24 protein-coding genes are annotated in these 13,122 nt (G+C 55.4%); 22 read left to right on the top strand and 2 right to left on the bottom strand.

What is annotated here, in order from left to right; genetic code table 11:
• Positions 1-41: 41 nt before the first annotated feature.
• Positions 42-938, top strand: coding sequence for a DUF6387 family protein (locus tag KVH01_RS11500; RefSeq protein ID WP_217881549.1), 897 nt, complete (start codon positions 42-44; stop codon positions 936-938).
• Between the two features lie 193 nt (positions 939-1,131).
• Here the strand turns inward: KVH01_RS11500 and KVH01_RS11495 are convergent, their stop codons facing one another.
• On the bottom strand, positions 1,132-1,587 hold the full coding sequence (locus KVH01_RS11495; RefSeq protein ID WP_217881548.1) for a helix-turn-helix domain-containing protein: 456 nt from the start codon (positions 1,585-1,587) through the stop codon (positions 1,132-1,134).
• Positions 1,588-1,729: 142 nt separating this feature from the next.
• Between KVH01_RS11495 and KVH01_RS11490 the strand changes: the two genes are divergently transcribed.
• The 5 genes from KVH01_RS11490 (at position 1,730) to KVH01_RS11470 (ending at position 3,849) form a co-directional block, all read left to right on the top strand.
• Positions 1,730-1,894, top strand: a complete 165-nt coding sequence (locus KVH01_RS11490; protein ID WP_082340910.1) for an Arc family DNA-binding protein — start codon at positions 1,730-1,732, stop codon at positions 1,892-1,894.
• Entirely contained in the window at positions 1,875-2,270 is a 396-nt protein-coding gene (locus KVH01_RS11485; protein ID WP_217881546.1) for a DUF3077 domain-containing protein, read from the top strand. Before KVH01_RS11490 ends, KVH01_RS11485 begins: the two co-directional genes overlap by 20 nt.
• On the top strand, positions 2,267-3,055 hold the full coding sequence (locus tag KVH01_RS11480; protein WP_217881544.1) for a phage antirepressor KilAC domain-containing protein: 789 nt from the start codon (positions 2,267-2,269) through the stop codon (positions 3,053-3,055). The genes KVH01_RS11485 and KVH01_RS11480 overlap by 4 nt, the downstream gene beginning before the upstream one ends.
• Before the next feature lie 135 nt (positions 3,056-3,190).
• Positions 3,191-3,535: a type II toxin-antitoxin system RelE/ParE family toxin gene (locus KVH01_RS11475; RefSeq protein ID WP_217881542.1), complete on the top strand. Its 345-nt coding sequence runs from the start codon at positions 3,191-3,193 to the stop codon at positions 3,533-3,535.
• Complete coding sequence (locus KVH01_RS11470) at positions 3,532-3,849, top strand: helix-turn-helix domain-containing protein (protein ID WP_034099046.1); 318 nt, start codon at positions 3,532-3,534, stop codon at positions 3,847-3,849. Before KVH01_RS11475 ends, KVH01_RS11470 begins: the two co-directional genes overlap by 4 nt.
• 51 nt (positions 3,850-3,900) lie before the next feature.
• Here the strand turns inward: KVH01_RS11470 and KVH01_RS11465 are convergent, their stop codons facing one another.
• Complete coding sequence (locus KVH01_RS11465; RefSeq protein WP_217881540.1) at positions 3,901-4,326, bottom strand: helix-turn-helix domain-containing protein; 426 nt, start codon at positions 4,324-4,326, stop codon at positions 3,901-3,903.
• 98 nt (positions 4,327-4,424) lie between these two features.
• On the opposite strand from KVH01_RS11465, the gene KVH01_RS11460 reads away from it, so the two are divergent.
• The 16 genes from KVH01_RS11460 to KVH01_RS11385 all read left to right on the top strand — a co-directional run bounded on the left by KVH01_RS11460 (position 4,425) and on the right by KVH01_RS11385 (position 13,120).
• Complete coding sequence (locus KVH01_RS11460; RefSeq protein ID WP_217881538.1) at positions 4,425-4,661, top strand: transcriptional regulator; 237 nt, start codon at positions 4,425-4,427, stop codon at positions 4,659-4,661.
• Positions 4,662-4,750: 89 nt separating this feature from the next.
• Positions 4,751-5,173, top strand: a complete 423-nt coding sequence (locus tag KVH01_RS11455; RefSeq protein WP_217881537.1) for a phage regulatory CII family protein — start codon at positions 4,751-4,753, stop codon at positions 5,171-5,173.
• A 147-nt stretch (positions 5,174-5,320) separates the two neighbouring features.
• The gene (locus KVH01_RS11450) at positions 5,321-5,803 is read left to right on the top strand and encodes a hypothetical protein (RefSeq protein WP_217881535.1); all 483 of its coding nucleotides are present in this window, start codon (positions 5,321-5,323) and stop codon (positions 5,801-5,803) included.
• Positions 5,800-6,252, top strand: coding sequence for a hypothetical protein (locus KVH01_RS11445; protein ID WP_217881533.1), 453 nt, complete (start codon positions 5,800-5,802; stop codon positions 6,250-6,252). The genes KVH01_RS11450 and KVH01_RS11445 overlap by 4 nt, the downstream gene beginning before the upstream one ends.
• Positions 6,249-6,830, top strand: coding sequence for a hypothetical protein (locus tag KVH01_RS11440; RefSeq protein ID WP_217881532.1), 582 nt, complete (start codon positions 6,249-6,251; stop codon positions 6,828-6,830). The genes KVH01_RS11445 and KVH01_RS11440 overlap by 4 nt, the downstream gene beginning before the upstream one ends.
• Positions 6,827-7,063, top strand: a complete 237-nt coding sequence (locus KVH01_RS11435; protein ID WP_225924157.1) for a hypothetical protein — start codon at positions 6,827-6,829, stop codon at positions 7,061-7,063. Before KVH01_RS11440 ends, KVH01_RS11435 begins: the two co-directional genes overlap by 4 nt.
• Positions 7,063-8,064 (top strand): hypothetical protein, encoded by a 1,002-nt coding sequence (locus KVH01_RS11430; protein WP_217881531.1) that lies wholly within the window; start codon positions 7,063-7,065, stop codon positions 8,062-8,064. The genes KVH01_RS11435 and KVH01_RS11430 overlap by 1 nt, the downstream gene beginning before the upstream one ends.
• Positions 8,061-8,840: an ATP-binding protein gene (locus KVH01_RS11425; RefSeq protein WP_217881530.1), complete on the top strand. Its 780-nt coding sequence runs from the start codon at positions 8,061-8,063 to the stop codon at positions 8,838-8,840. Before KVH01_RS11430 ends, KVH01_RS11425 begins: the two co-directional genes overlap by 4 nt.
• Complete coding sequence (locus KVH01_RS11420; protein ID WP_217881529.1) at positions 8,837-10,207, top strand: replicative DNA helicase; 1,371 nt, start codon at positions 8,837-8,839, stop codon at positions 10,205-10,207. The genes KVH01_RS11425 and KVH01_RS11420 overlap by 4 nt, the downstream gene beginning before the upstream one ends.
• Positions 10,200-10,484 (top strand): hypothetical protein, encoded by a 285-nt coding sequence (locus tag KVH01_RS11415; protein ID WP_217881528.1) that lies wholly within the window; start codon positions 10,200-10,202, stop codon positions 10,482-10,484. Before KVH01_RS11420 ends, KVH01_RS11415 begins: the two co-directional genes overlap by 8 nt.
• Positions 10,481-10,867, top strand: a complete 387-nt coding sequence (locus tag KVH01_RS11410; RefSeq protein WP_057700690.1) for an antiterminator Q family protein — start codon at positions 10,481-10,483, stop codon at positions 10,865-10,867. Before KVH01_RS11415 ends, KVH01_RS11410 begins: the two co-directional genes overlap by 4 nt.
• 169 nt (positions 10,868-11,036) lie before the next feature.
• Positions 11,037-11,525 (top strand): hypothetical protein, encoded by a 489-nt coding sequence (locus KVH01_RS11405; RefSeq protein WP_217881527.1) that lies wholly within the window; start codon positions 11,037-11,039, stop codon positions 11,523-11,525.
• Positions 11,526-11,674: 149 nt separating this feature from the next.
• Positions 11,675-11,926 carry a holin gene (locus tag KVH01_RS11400; protein WP_217881525.1) on the top strand — a complete coding sequence of 84 codons (252 nt, stop codon included), beginning with the start codon at positions 11,675-11,677 and terminating at the stop codon, positions 11,924-11,926.
• A complete protein-coding gene (locus KVH01_RS11395) occupies positions 11,923-12,438 on the top strand; it encodes a glycoside hydrolase family protein (RefSeq protein WP_217881524.1) in 516 nt (171 codons plus the stop codon). The genes KVH01_RS11400 and KVH01_RS11395 overlap by 4 nt, the downstream gene beginning before the upstream one ends.
• Positions 12,435-12,911, top strand: a complete 477-nt coding sequence (locus KVH01_RS11390) for a DUF2514 family protein (protein ID WP_217881523.1) — start codon at positions 12,435-12,437, stop codon at positions 12,909-12,911. Before KVH01_RS11395 ends, KVH01_RS11390 begins: the two co-directional genes overlap by 4 nt.
• Positions 12,908-13,120: a hypothetical protein gene (locus KVH01_RS11385; protein ID WP_217881522.1), complete on the top strand. Its 213-nt coding sequence runs from the start codon at positions 12,908-12,910 to the stop codon at positions 13,118-13,120. The genes KVH01_RS11390 and KVH01_RS11385 overlap by 4 nt, the downstream gene beginning before the upstream one ends.
• The last annotated feature ends 2 nt before the right edge of the window (positions 13,121-13,122 follow it).

The following is a 13,122-nucleotide window of genomic DNA, read 5'->3' as shown; positions in this document are numbered from 1 at the left end:
TATAGACTTGTTAGAACCTATTCGACGTACTGGGGGGGTAAGTGGCCAGATTAAGTAATGCTATAAAAAAATCGGATATCCCGAGTTGGTTTGTCCTGAGTAAGTATGCGTTCGCTTCTGAGCTCGATAGTGCTGGCTGGTATGAGCAGATTTTAGCAAGAGAGCAGTTGTTTCTTATGATGGGGCATCGTAAAAATTGCGGTGGGCCACCAAACGAAAAAGATTTAGCTTCTAGGCTGGGGTCTGAAATATGGTTGGACGCTAAGGTCTCATTCAAAGGTCCTGGTATTTTGCCATCCATTTGCGGGCATGATGGTGCGGTTGGTCGTATAAGCTCGAGCTATGCGAAGTCTGTCCATTCCCTCACGTATAGGCAATTCTTACAGCAGGATGAAAGGATTAAAAGCGAAGCTAAGGAGAAGGCAAAGCAGTGGTGGGAAAATATAAGCGCTCCTGATTTCGGCTCCGAAAAAATTGATATGGATCTCGCCTATCAAGTCATGGAGTTCGTAGATTTACCACTTCATGCATCACAGAATAGAACGTCACTACATGCTATAGCTGACGTTGATCTTAGTATGCCGGATGCTATCTTGGTTGATGCTTTTAAAGCTTGGCTTGCAACAGTGAGAGAAGAACTCCACCTGGACTCACCAAAGCAGTATAGGCGACCAGATTTTTCCTCATGGGTTAGGCTTGGAGTATTGCCATATCTGGACCTTGTGTCTTGGGCCGAACTCACAGGGCAAAGTATTCCTAACAGATTAATGGCGAGTTTGCTTTTTCCAGCTGGAGATGGAGGGGAGGAAACCATTAGAAAAACAACTGCCCCGATTGCTATGGAGATGATAGGGCGGGGAGGATATTCAGATAGAACTATTCTCGACACGCTGCTTGCGGTTGCCGCCCATGAGGGTCGGGAGTTGGGCGGCGGTTAATTCGGAAGCCTTTCTTGCTCTTTCTTTTCCGGAAAAAAGATGGCCCTTTTCATGGCCTTCCAATTGCTGGTTTTGTGTGAATAATTGGAAACCATCGTAATCGCAGACGCTTCGTTAGGAGTCCGATGGTATGTATAGCGGTTTGAGCAGAGAAGTTCCTAGGCGAAAAAAATACGGCACGTTGCACGCGAGGTTAATTACCGAGCTCATGATCTCCATCATCATCTGGGCCTGGCAGCGCATCAAACCGATCTACCATGCCTGGAAACTCCTCTTCCATCATGCGGCGCGTCTCAGGATCCTTAAGTTTCATCCGGAGCCCAATGATTGTCAGTTTTCGCATCAGCTCTTCAGTCGAAATGCCAAGTTTTGCCGCCTCCGTATCGAACTGCTCGGCTTCTTCGGCGCTGAGCTGAATTTCGATTTCCTTAGTGGTCTTTTTCAGTTCCGGCATCAGATCGTAGGCGTCCATTTTCAGAACCCGGGCCAGTTTGAGGGCGCCACCCAGGCGGGGTTTGGAGCGACCAGCTTCATATCGGACGATTTGAGGTTGGCTGATGCCGCTTTGTTCGGAAAGATCTTTTTGCGTCAGACCTGCTTCGGAGCGTGCCCATAGGAGGCGTTCAGCAAAAGATCTGGTATCGGTCATGAGCCCTCGAAGCCTTTTAATTACTGGGTTTCATATCACTATATCAGACAACAAATGATCCCCAATGATCAGCATTGACAATTGATAGCAAATGGTATCAAATGATCACAAATGATCACACGCATGGCGATGGAGGTTAAGGATGAGGCAAGAAAAAGTTCCGCTGGTGATTCGTTTGCCACTTCAACTGAGGGATTGGCTGAGCACGAAGTCAGAGGAGAACGGAAGGACAGCGAACGGGGAGGTAGTTTTCCGCTTAAGGAAAATGATGGAGCAGGAGCTTGTTCATGAAAAACAACAGGCATGAAAAAGCCCCAAGCGCGCCAACGCTTGAGGCCTATGAAGCAGTGAACATTTCTGAGGACATTCACATGACGAAGCATACCGAAGTAAACGAAAAACTCAATGCTGGCACCTTCAAGGGACCAGTGACCGTGGCGCTTTCGTTCGCACGCTGCAACATTGAGGAGCAAGATTTGTATGGCGTCCGTCCAGGCGTTCCCGCTGTTGATGCTTTGAATCAGGCATCTTGCATTCTTCATAGCGTGAGATCGGCGTTGGAAGACGCGGGAATGGCAGAGCTCATTATCACACCAAGCCAAGCATGGTTGCTACACATGGCGGTCGAGTCTGCTAAGGCTGCTATCGACTCCGTAGCTGAAGGCCTGGAGAAAGCGCGATGAATACTTTCTCCATTCGACCTGGGCAGCTTCTTGACGGCGTGCCGCGTTTTCCTCAATCGCAAAACGTGGCGCGGACAATGTCATCTCGTGAAATCGCCGATTTGACCGGAAAACGCCACGACAACGTCAAGCGGACCATAGATTCTCTGGTGGCTGACAAGGTAATCACTTTTCCTCAAATTGAGGAAAACCCCGGAACCCTCGGTCGGCCAGGGACGCACTACCTGATTGGCAAGCGTGACAGCTTTGTAGTGGTCGCCCAGCTCAGTCCCGAGTTCACTGCTCGTCTTGTGGATCGCTGGCAGGAGCTGGAGGAGCAAACGGCCAAGCCTGCCTTCGACATCGCTAGCCTGAATGACCCCAAGGTGCTGCTCGCATTGTTGACTGACAACGTCCGCAAGGTCGTTGCCTTGGAAGCTGACAACTCAGAGCTCTCGAAAGAGAACCATGAACTGGAAGTGAAGGTGGAGCAGGACGCTCCCAAGGTAGCTTTTCACGACATGGTTGTGGTGTCGCACAAGAAGTACAACGCGGCCCAGGCTGCGAAGATCATTGGCACTGGCCGCACCAGGCTGCTGCAGTTCATGCGGCAGAAAGGGTGGGTGACCCGTTCGAACGAGCCGTATCAGGCGAAGATCGAGGCCGGCCTGCTTGATGTGAAACTGGGCACCTTCGAGCACCCGATCGACGGCACGATCCCAACGTGCTCCACGTTGATCACCGGGAAGGGCCTGACGAAGCTTGAAGCTCTGTGGCGGGAGCGAGACGCGGACTTATTGGCGTAACAGTGAAGAGAGCCCGGCCCAGCGCCGGGCTTTTCGTCAATCCCAGTAATCCTCAGTGGCGTGGCGGCGAGCTGGCAGATTGAGTCAAGCAGCTACGCTTTTTAAATGTAAGCAACTTGCGTATACTTAATTCCAATGAAAACAGTCTTCTTTGAAACGACAAGCTTCACCGCCACGGTAGGTGACTATCTGACTGACGATGAATATCGGCAGCTCCAGACGGAAATGCAGGCGAATCCTGAAGCCGGTGATTTAATGCCACGTACCGGTGGCTTCAGAAAGCTTCGCTGGCAGGACACTCGCCGCGGAAAGGGCAAGCGTGGTGGTCTCCGTGTGATTTATTACTGGCTGCTCAATGACGGCCAGTTTTGGATGTTTTCGATTTATGACAAGGATGAGATGGCGAACCTGACCGCTGCTCAGGAGAAGGCATTGAAGGCTGCTATAGATGCAGAGCTGAAAAAACGAGGTGGGAAATGAAAAAGAAGCGCGATCTGTTTGCTGAGCTGATGCAAGGCGTAAACGAGATGGGCGAGCACCGGCAGGGGAAGATCACACTTCGTCAGTACGAAGTGGAGGCTCTTGCACCTCCCGAGGTGACGGCTGCTGAGATCGTTTCCATCCGTGAGAATCTTCACATGTCGCAGCCAGTGTTCGCCCGGCAAATCAGGACTAGCCCTGACACGCTGAAGAACTGGGAGCAATCGAAGTCCAAGCCAAATGCCCAGGCGGCGCTGCTGATTAAGTTGGTTCAGCGCTTCCCTGACATGGTTGAGCGACTCAACGCCGTTTGAATCGATGATTACCTTGAAGCCCGGCCAAGTGTCGGGCTTTCTGCATCTGGCTCAAAGCTTTTCAGCGTTGGCCTTCTCAAGCAGGGCGGCGATGCCCTCCAGCAGCACTAAGTCCGACTCCCTGAGTCTTCCTTTCGCTGCAGCCCTGGCGAGCTTCTCGATAACCGCAACTGCCCGCGGCGTAGCCTTGTCCTGAAGGGCCTGGTAGGCAGACGCCGCCTCTCGAACCACATCCTGGCGAGTGTACTCACCCTCGATCAATGCCGGCCCGTGCCCATTCGGGTTGACCAGCACACCAGGCGTGAGCCCGATTTTCTTTTCCAGATTGAGTGCTGCCTTCTCGCCCAGGGAGCGGTGCCCATTGAGGATCTGGGACAAATACGAAGCATCCAGATCGTGCTGGTCGGCGAAGTCTTTCTGGCTGAGTGGGCCGATGACACGCCGCAGCGCGTCGACCCGAAGAGTTTTGATATCCATAGGCGAATAGTGTCCCTGCGTTAGCAAACAGTAAATTATAAAATGCTATTGCTATTGAGATTAGCAAAATGTAATCTGAGCTTCTTTCGGAGACAAACATGACGCTACTCGAACTCATCCGGTCCCTCGACACACCTTCGGTGGATTCGTTGGCCAAGCGCAGCGGCACCAGTGCCGGGAACCTTAAACAGATCGCCCATGGCTTTCGCCGGGCAGGCCCAGGCCTCGCCATCAATCTCGAACGGGAGTCGAGCAGAGCGGTGACCTGTGAAGAGCTCCGGCCCGATGTTGACTGGGCCTATCTGCGCAATTCAGGCCAAGAGCCAAATCTTTAATCCCGATTAAAAGAAGCCCTGATTGAGGGCGCATATCTTCGCCCTGAGCTGAACGTTCCGCCACGACAACCACGAAGAGGTTTCCCGAAATGGAACAGGTACACCGCGCAATACATGAGGCAGTTCTGGAGGCGGGGCCAAAGCAACTGGCTCACCTGATGGGTATGAGCCACACCGCATTGCTCAATCGCAGCAACCCAAATGATGACTCGCACCGCCTGAACCTGGAGCAATTTCTCCAGATCCTGGTGCACAGCAAGAACGTTGAACCGCTGGAACATCTGGCCAACACATTGGGCTATGCCCTGGTGCCTCAGGCGCGGCCGGCGAGCAAGAACCTCACTGAGGCTCTGGTGCATCTGGCGGCTGAGTACGGGGATGTTTCTCGGCTCGTCCATGACGCCCTTGCAGATGGCCGCGTTTCACCTTTCGAGAAAGCAAACATCCAGAAGGAAATTGGACATGTCCGGCAGAGCTTGTTGGTGCTGGAAGAGTCAGTCAAAGCGGCGTGATTACCTGTCCGAACGGCTAGGTATCAGAGGAATAAAACGGGCGGAGAATGAATTTTGCCCGGTGCAGAAAGCAACAAACCCGGCGGGAACCGGGCTCATCCAATCGTCCTGTGTGATCAGGACTACACAACTGCAGAGGTGTTAATCATGGCACATGCAATTCGTAGTAAACAAGTTCGGTCGCCTGTTACTGAGCGCATTCAATCTAAACCCCGGCTGGTCAGTGTGCCCAAGAGCGTGTCAATCACGCCTACGGTGCAGCCTTTTGATGAGCGGGCAGGCTTTACCTACTACGAGGTTCAAGTTGTTTATGAGGACGCGGGATTAAAACAAACCTACCCCGGCGTGCTGGATGAGTGTCTGGCATTAGAGCTGAAGGCCATGCTCGAGCCGGAAGTAGCCCCGTACCCTGTTCGTATTTCGTGGGTAGCAGGCTGGGCAAAAGGATTCGAAAACTTCCTCCGGATGAACGACCGCGTAACAGACATGATCCAGTCAGTTCGATCGGCTGAGCGTCCTGGGCACGAGTTCCTGGCTCGTCTTGGTCAGTTCGGTCCGTATGAAAGTTACGCGCCACAAAACAGCCAGGCAGAAAGCGTGGCGCCGAATATCTCGGAGGTTCGGCCATGAACCAGGTCATTGACTCTAAGAGTCCAGGCTTCAACAAAAAACCTTTCTACCTGGTTGAGGTTTTCGACGGGCGTGGTGTGTACGGCTTCGGCCTTGGGCTCACAGATGAGCGAGTTGCTCGTAACCTGCTCGAGACTCTCGGTCGTGACCTGCTTGGCCGAATAACAAAACTTCACACACTCTCCAGCCCACCAGAAGAGGCCCGCGGGTACCAGAAGCATAGGCAGTTTACCGAGCAGACTAAGCGCATAAAGGCGTTGATTGGTATGTGCGCGAACGAGCCTTCGCCTGGCCGCGCCTTCTTGGTTGCCTTTGTGCAACAGCATCGCGCTGCAATGCCCCTCAGTCATATGGCTTCAATGCTTGAGCATGCCAAGTACGAGCCCGACTTTGATGAGTTTGCCTATATCCCACTTCACCAATCTGCAATCGGGAGGGCATACCCATGAGCGAAATATCCCAAGAGGTACCTGTCACCGTCATCGACGAAGAGCACTTCGAGAAATATCCCGATGCAGCGCTGTTGCTGAAGTGTTTCGAGGTCGTCAAGGACGCGCTAGACGTCATCGACGAGCCGGAGTACTCCATTGAGAAAGAGGATGACACTCACATTGATCTGTACCGAGCCTACTACGCGCTCAAGGTGTTGTTCAGGCGTAGGACTGGGCACGACGCTAGGCAAGTGGCCCAGGATCACTTTGAGGCAATGAGCCGCCACTTGTTGGAGGGGAAGCCGCGACCAGAAAACAGCATTCCCGTCGTCGTGTTCCCTAGTGAGTGCCTACCGGATGAGGCGTTCGCTGGCCTGACGGACCAACAGCTGGCTTGCGCGGCGTTCAACTACAGCGATCGCGTTCGGGTTCTGATCATGGACCACTCACCGCAGGCTTTGGCGTTGGACGAGGCTCGCACGCTCTCCATTGACTCCACCACAGCACTGCGCCTGCTGGTGTTGCGCCTGTCTGGCGGCTCAATGGAAACCATGGGGGCCGGGATGTGCCGCAAGCATGGGGAGACGCTGCAATGATCGGCTCTGTCGAATCAATTACGGGAATCCCCGTAATTAAACCTGCAACGGCCTGCACCATCGCCGGTCCCTGGCCAACCTACGGCAACTTCCGAACGCTTCCAGAGCGCGAGCGCTGGGTGCTTTACGGCAGCGCCAAGGCCTACCGCGAGTCGCTGGAGCGCCAGGGTTTCGAGATGGCTGAAACCTACGATGCCTTCATCCGTCGCGTGACAGAGGAGCTGGATATCTGATGGCGCGCATTAGGACGATCAAGCCAGAGTTCTGGAGCAGTGAACAGGTGATGGAGTGTCAGCCTCTGACACGCCTGCTGTTCATTGGCATTTGGAATTTTTGTGACGATGGCGGCAATCATCCTGACTCGGAGAAAACCATCAAGGCCCGGGTTTTTCCCGGTGACGAAATCAGCTCGTCGAGTATTCGTCGAATGCTCGACGAGCTGTCGTCGAATGGTCTTTTGTCCTTCTACGAGCACTCTGGCAAGCGATATTTGCATGTCTGCGGGTGGGAGCACCAAAGGATTGATAAGCCGACCTTCAAGTACCCGGAGTTTGTTCAGCCCCTGGTGGTGTCCAGTCCGCCACTGCTGGGGGCTGGCACTGATGACAACCAGAAACCGGGGCCTGTAGGTGATTCCGTCGGTGAGTCCTCTACGACCATTCGACCACCGCTCGTAGAGGCCTCGTCGAATCCTCCACTAGGCCTCGACCCCGGAAGGGAAGGGAAGGGTAATAGGAAAGGAGAAGAACAAGATCAAGAGCATGTCCATCGTCGCGATGCTCCGCCGGACGACGCGCCGCTGGAATCTCAAGCTGGAGCAAATGGGCAGGAGCAGCGCGCACCTGATCAACCCGCTCTGGCAGATCCAAAGCCGAAGCGGATTATCAAACCCGCCGCTACGGATCTGCTGGACGGCTTCGATCAGTTCTACCGGTTGTACCCGCGCCGCCAAAAGCGGCCGAACGCTGAATCGGCCTGGAAGAAACTCAAACCTGACGCCGCATTGCGCGAAACCCTGCTTTCTGCGCTAGCAAATCACTGCCTTAGGCCTGACTGGATCAAGGACGGCGGGCAATACATCCCGCTGCCCGCGACCTGGCTCAACGGCCGATGTTGGGAAGACGAAATCCCGGCAAACACCGAGCAGTCCCATCACGTGGACCTCGACAAAATTGACCACACCCTCGGGCTTGAACGTCAGCCCGATGGTACGTATCGAGTAGCCCGACCATGATCAAACCAGCAATCATCAATACCGCTATCAGCCGTTGCGACGAGCACGGCACGTTTGAAAACGATCTCGTTGAGTCATTCATCGGTGATGGGCAGTGGCTCGGCTGCCCGCGCTGTCACTTCGATGCACGGCATTCCACTGACGAAACCATTGCCACCGCTGCCCGGGACGTACAGTTTGCTCGTCAGCTCAATGCGGATCTGATCGCATCAGGTATCCCTCCACGTTTCCGGGTGGCGACGCTGGAGAACTACCGGACGGACAGCAAGCCAGAACCTCAGGCCGTTGCTCTTCGCCAATGCCGGGAATACGCAGAAAGATTTGACCTGCACTGGCAGGCCGGGCTTTCGATGATGCTTCTGGGAGAGGTCGGTACCGGCAAGACACACCTGGGTTGTGCGGTGGCGCAGCATGTCATTCGTCACCACGGCGCCCACGCCCGGTATACATCCGCCCTGGCGATCATTCGTGATGTGAAGGCAACGTTCAGCAAGACAGCAGAGTCAACCGAACACCAAGTGTTCAGCGCACTGCAGGCTCCCGACCTGCTGGTGATCGATGAGATCGGCGTTCAGCACGGAAGCGACTTCGAGCGGCAAGTGTTGTTCGAGGTAATTAACAACCGCTACGAGCGACTGCAGCCCACCATCGTGATTTCCAACCTGGGCATTATCGGTTTGCGTAAATGCCTGGGAGATCGAGCAGTTGATCGGCTCAGCGATGCCGGCGGTCCTGCAGTGTTGTTCAACTGGCCTTCGGCCCGGGGTGACGTATGAGCCGCGAACTGTTCAGTGATGAGGCCGAGTTCGGCATCCTTGGGGCGGTGTTGCTCAAGCCCGAGTTGTTCGACGAGATCAGCAGTAAGGTGGACGTGTCCGATTTCCATGATCTGGAGAGCGCTGCGCTTTACCAGGTGATGATTGATTGCCACGCCGCCGGTGTTCCCATCGACGTTGTCACCTTGAGCGATTGCCGCCAGCGCCTGCCCAGTGGCAAGTCGACCCTGGCCCACGCGGGCGAGGTCGCCATGAATGTACCCAGCCCCGCCAACTGGAAGGCCTACGCCCGTATTGTTCGGGAGCGGGCGGTGTTACGTCAGATTGTGAACGCCGCGTATGTGATCAACGACACGGCCAACGAGGAGCGCCCACTCTCCGAGGTTATCGCCATGGCCCAGCAGGCCACGGCAGATCTGCGCGACCTGGACGACGATGGGCAGCAGGATTACTACAAAGCCAGCGAAATTCTGCCCGCGGTGATCGACACCATTGACTCGAAATTTAACAAGACTATGCCTACAGGCCTATCCACAGGCCTTGAGAAGCTGGATGAGTTGGTGCGCGGGTTACGGCCTGGGAACATGATCGTTGTTGGCGGGCTGACCGGTTCAGGCAAGACCATCCTAGGCCTACAAATCGCCCAGCACGTCACCTGCAAGCTCGCTGGGGCCGGTTTAGCGTTCTCCATGGAGATGACCAAGGAGGAACTCGTTACGCGTGGCCTGGCGTCTCTTGGGGGCATCAATCTCAGCGCGCTGGATAGCGGCGACCTTCAGGACGATGATTGGCCGAAGCTCACCAGCGCCGCCAACGTCCTGATGGGAGCCAAGCTGTACGTCAACGACCAGGCCGGCATGACCGTAGCGCGTATTCGCTCGATCGCCCGCCAGTGCCAGCGTCGGGAGGGGTTGAGTGTCCTGCTGATCGATTACATCCAACTGATCAGCGCCGAGAGCAGCTCGAACCGTTCCCTTGAGGTCGGGAAGATCTCCACTGCACTGAAGAACCTGGCCAAGGAGCTTAAGATTCCTGTGATTGTGTTGGCCCAGCTCAACCGTGGCTCAACCAATCGCCCCGATAAACGACCACGCCCCAGCGATATCCGCGACTCCGGTCAGATCGAGCAGGATGCTGACGTAGTGATCTTGGTTCATCGCGATATGGATAGCGAGGAGGGCCAGAACGGTGTAACCGAGTTGATCGTGGGCAAGGTCCGTCATGCGCGCGTGGGCTCCTGCATGGTCCAGCAGCAGGGGAAGTATGTTCGATTTGTCGACTTTGAGGGGCGGCCGCCGAGCAACGAAGAGGTGGAGATGGGCCGAAGCTTTGCCAGCAAATTCAAGGGGAGCAACAAGCATGAGTAACGTCACCGCGGCGTTGCCGCGCAAAAGCCTGACCCCGGTTGAGTGCAAGTTCTTGAAGGCCGGTAATCGTCTGTTGCTGGAGAAGACCAATGGCCGGATTGGATCTGCGGCGTTCATGGACATCATCGCTGACTGGCACACCTCACGGTCAGCCCTGGGGTTTGAGGCGTTCGCTCGTCTTTGGATCTCCGAAGGCAACGCCAAGAATAAGATCGCTGACAGGCTGCTCCGCGAACTGTTCGGAATGGATGAACCAACCCCGAGGAAAGCCGCATGAAAAAGCGCACCTACGTCGACAAGCCGCTGGGCGATACTGAATACCTGCTGGAACAATGGGGTTGGTGGCGGATGGACGGGATGGGCGTGCCGCGCTACGTCTCGCCGCTGCTCGCGCTGATGCGGGACAACGTCCAAATGCCGAGTACCGCCAGCTATGTGATCACTGATGACCTGGCACTCGCGGTTGATTCCGCGATGGCCAAGCTGACGCGCCGTAACGAGCAGATGGGGCTGTTTCTCTGGCTCTATTTCGGAGCCAAGTGGACGATGGTGCGGATAGGCGAGTCGGGCAAGATGTCAGAGCGCTCTGCAAGGGAAATAATCAAGGCCGGAGTTGGGTGGATTGACGGGGTATTGCAAGGGATGAGCGAAGCCGCGTAAATAGTCCTTTCATGCCGGATACCGACCTGTTTTCATGGCAGTGTGTTTGGCTGTTCCAGCGCGACACCGAGACAGATTCAGCGAAAGCCCAGTGGATATGCTGGGCTTTTTTATAGCTGGTACGTAGTCTTTGTGTCATCTTGCCATTACTTGTACAAAGGAGATGGCAATGAGTATTTATGAAGACATACAAGAGCTTTTCGAGAAGCGCGAAGCGGCGTTGAGCCTGCAGCTCAATCTGCTTGCAAAGGCGGCCGGTGGTCTGGCTAGTGGGCTTAGATTCTATCTAGGATTGCCTTCTCCTACTTGGAGCCACCCAGACGGTAAAGCAGGTGATGCTTATATTCGTTTGGGTGTTGGTCAAAAGAGCCAGTTTGAGGAAAAGCCCTGGATGACGCTTAGCAGCGTAGGGGGAGTAGTTGCGTTTACCCTTGCTGTGACCATTGTTTCGGAAGATCGAGATTCCAGGGTGGTTTACTTCTTCAATATGAGCGTTCGTTTTTGTGACGAAGGTTATCTTTTTGATATCGAGGGCGACCGTCAGCAGATCGTGAGTGTAGATGATGTGAAGTCCGGTAATTTTGACTTGGTATATGCCTTAATAGTCGCTCAGTTCAAAGCTGTTCTGGATCCAGACAGAATTCTGATAAAGAACTGATTTTATGTCGGTAAATTATTCGGAGACATGAGAGCACAGCTATCAAGGTGTTTTCTTTTTATTCGAAAAACAACCCCTGAGCCCTGGCATTTGCCGGGGCTTTTTCGTTTCTGGAGGCCCGTATGGCAGCCCCGGACAGGAGTAGAAACATGGCCAACCCGACGCCCGAGAGCATCGTAGAGGTGGTGGGTGCGTCAGTGGCCAATAAGGGCATGCTGGTTGGCGGTGCTGCTGGCATGGTTGGCTGGCTGTCGCAAGTCAACTGGATAGGTATTGCCGGTGTGGCGGTCGCGGTACTCGGCCTGATGATCAATTTTTACTTTCAGGTTCGCAAAGACCGCCGCGAACACGCCGAGAGCCAAGCCAGGCTCCAGGCCCTGCGTGATCAGTGCCGGTTATGAATCCCGTCATTCGCCAGCGCATCGCCGTCGCGGCGCTGAGCCTGAGCGCCGCCGGATTTGCCACATGGCAGGCGAGCGAAGGGTTCACCCCTGTCGCTGTCATCCCCACCAAGGGCGACGTTCCCACCATCGGCCACGGCTCCACCCGCTACGAAGACGGCCAGCCAGTCCGCATGGGCGACACCATCACCCCGGCCCGCGCCGAGATTCTGGCCCGCAACCTGAACAGCCAGGCCGAAAAGCAATTCTCTGCATCGCTCCCGGGTGTGAAGCTGTACCAGGACGAGTTCGATGTGTACATGGACTTTGTGGGCCAGTACGGCATTGGCACCTGGCTCAAGGGTTCGCCGCGCCGCGACCTGCTGGCCGGCAACTACGCCCAGGCTTGCCATAACCTGCTCAAGTACCGTTTCGCCGCGGGCTTCGACTGCTCCACCCCGGGCAACAAGCGCTGTGCCGGCGTCTGGACTCGCCAGCTTGAGCGCCACGCCAAGTGCATGGCCGCGCAATGACTCGCTACCTGATCGCCGCCATTGCGTTGCTGGTGATCGTGGCGGGCATCCAGACGCACCGCCTGGACAATGCGCAGACCGATCACACGCAATACGTGGCCAACGTCGCCACCCAGGCCCATGAAGCCAGCGAGAAGGCACGCCAGACCGAACAGCAACACCAACGAGACATTGACCAGGTACGCACCGATGCAGCCAATCAAAAGATCAGCGATGACGCTCACGCTGCTGAGCTTGTTGCTGTGGGTGTCAGCCTGCGCAAGCAACAAGCCAGCCTGCTTGCCGACCGCGCCACCCTCCGTGCCCGCCTTACCGCAAGAGGCAAGACAATCGACGACCTTACCGATTTGCTCGCCGAGCTGCGCACAGAAGCTGACAACCATGCGGGCGAACTGGCAGCAGCGCTTGACGCAAGTCGCCGGGCCGGATTCGCCTGTGAACGTTCCTACGACGCCATGAGGGCATCCAAATGATTAAGTACCACGTCAAGTCCGCAGGCGAAGTGCATGAAGTAATGGCTTCGACGTTCGTGCAGGGCGACGATCTGCGCCTTATTGGTGAGGGTGGCGCAGTTGTAGCCATCTTCGGTTCATTCGAATGGCTCAAGGTTGTCCCTGTTGTGACTGCTCCAGTCGTGGAAGGTGATCCCTCCACCGATAAGCCTGCGCTGGCTGGTGAGTAAGG

Origin of the sequence: Pseudomonas khavaziana, assembly GCF_019145205.1 — a bacterium.
Taxonomy (GTDB): domain Bacteria; phylum Pseudomonadota; class Gammaproteobacteria; order Pseudomonadales; family Pseudomonadaceae; genus Aquipseudomonas; species Aquipseudomonas khavaziana.
This window is presented reverse-complemented; position numbering and strand designations above follow the sequence as displayed.

Bases quoted from the DNA above. Each gene is read 5' to 3' on its own strand.
- KVH01_RS11495 (WP_217881548.1), bottom strand. From the start codon at position 1,587: ATGACCGATACCAGATCTTTTGCTGAACGCCTCCTATGGGCACGCTCC.
- KVH01_RS11490 (WP_082340910.1), top strand. From the start codon at position 1,730: ATGAGGCAAGAAAAAGTTCCGCTGGTGATTCGTTTGCCACTTCAACTG.
- KVH01_RS11485 (WP_217881546.1), top strand. From the start codon at position 1,875: ATGAAAAACAACAGGCATGAAAAAGCCCCAAGCGCGCCAACGCTTGAG.
- KVH01_RS11480 (WP_217881544.1), top strand. From the start codon at position 2,267: ATGAATACTTTCTCCATTCGACCTGGGCAGCTTCTTGACGGCGTGCCG.
- KVH01_RS11475 (WP_217881542.1), top strand. From the start codon at position 3,191: ATGAAAACAGTCTTCTTTGAAACGACAAGCTTCACCGCCACGGTAGGT.
- KVH01_RS11470 (WP_034099046.1), top strand. From the start codon at position 3,532: ATGAAAAAGAAGCGCGATCTGTTTGCTGAGCTGATGCAAGGCGTAAAC.
- KVH01_RS11465 (WP_217881540.1), bottom strand. From the start codon at position 4,326: ATGGATATCAAAACTCTTCGGGTCGACGCGCTGCGGCGTGTCATCGGC.
- KVH01_RS11460 (WP_217881538.1), top strand. From the start codon at position 4,425: ATGACGCTACTCGAACTCATCCGGTCCCTCGACACACCTTCGGTGGAT.
- KVH01_RS11455 (WP_217881537.1), top strand. From the start codon at position 4,751: ATGGAACAGGTACACCGCGCAATACATGAGGCAGTTCTGGAGGCGGGG.
- KVH01_RS11450 (WP_217881535.1), top strand. From the start codon at position 5,321: ATGGCACATGCAATTCGTAGTAAACAAGTTCGGTCGCCTGTTACTGAG.
- KVH01_RS11445 (WP_217881533.1), top strand. From the start codon at position 5,800: ATGAACCAGGTCATTGACTCTAAGAGTCCAGGCTTCAACAAAAAACCT.
- KVH01_RS11440 (WP_217881532.1), top strand. From the start codon at position 6,249: ATGAGCGAAATATCCCAAGAGGTACCTGTCACCGTCATCGACGAAGAG.
- KVH01_RS11435 (WP_225924157.1), top strand. From the start codon at position 6,827: ATGATCGGCTCTGTCGAATCAATTACGGGAATCCCCGTAATTAAACCT.
- KVH01_RS11430 (WP_217881531.1), top strand. From the start codon at position 7,063: ATGGCGCGCATTAGGACGATCAAGCCAGAGTTCTGGAGCAGTGAACAG.
- KVH01_RS11425 (WP_217881530.1), top strand. From the start codon at position 8,061: ATGATCAAACCAGCAATCATCAATACCGCTATCAGCCGTTGCGACGAG.
- KVH01_RS11420 (WP_217881529.1), top strand. From the start codon at position 8,837: ATGAGCCGCGAACTGTTCAGTGATGAGGCCGAGTTCGGCATCCTTGGG.
- KVH01_RS11415 (WP_217881528.1), top strand. From the start codon at position 10,200: ATGAGTAACGTCACCGCGGCGTTGCCGCGCAAAAGCCTGACCCCGGTT.
- KVH01_RS11410 (WP_057700690.1), top strand. From the start codon at position 10,481: ATGAAAAAGCGCACCTACGTCGACAAGCCGCTGGGCGATACTGAATAC.
- KVH01_RS11405 (WP_217881527.1), top strand. From the start codon at position 11,037: ATGAGTATTTATGAAGACATACAAGAGCTTTTCGAGAAGCGCGAAGCG.
- KVH01_RS11400 (WP_217881525.1), top strand. From the start codon at position 11,675: ATGGCCAACCCGACGCCCGAGAGCATCGTAGAGGTGGTGGGTGCGTCA.
- KVH01_RS11395 (WP_217881524.1), top strand. From the start codon at position 11,923: ATGAATCCCGTCATTCGCCAGCGCATCGCCGTCGCGGCGCTGAGCCTG.
- KVH01_RS11390 (WP_217881523.1), top strand. From the start codon at position 12,435: ATGACTCGCTACCTGATCGCCGCCATTGCGTTGCTGGTGATCGTGGCG.
- KVH01_RS11385 (WP_217881522.1), top strand. From the start codon at position 12,908: ATGATTAAGTACCACGTCAAGTCCGCAGGCGAAGTGCATGAAGTAATG.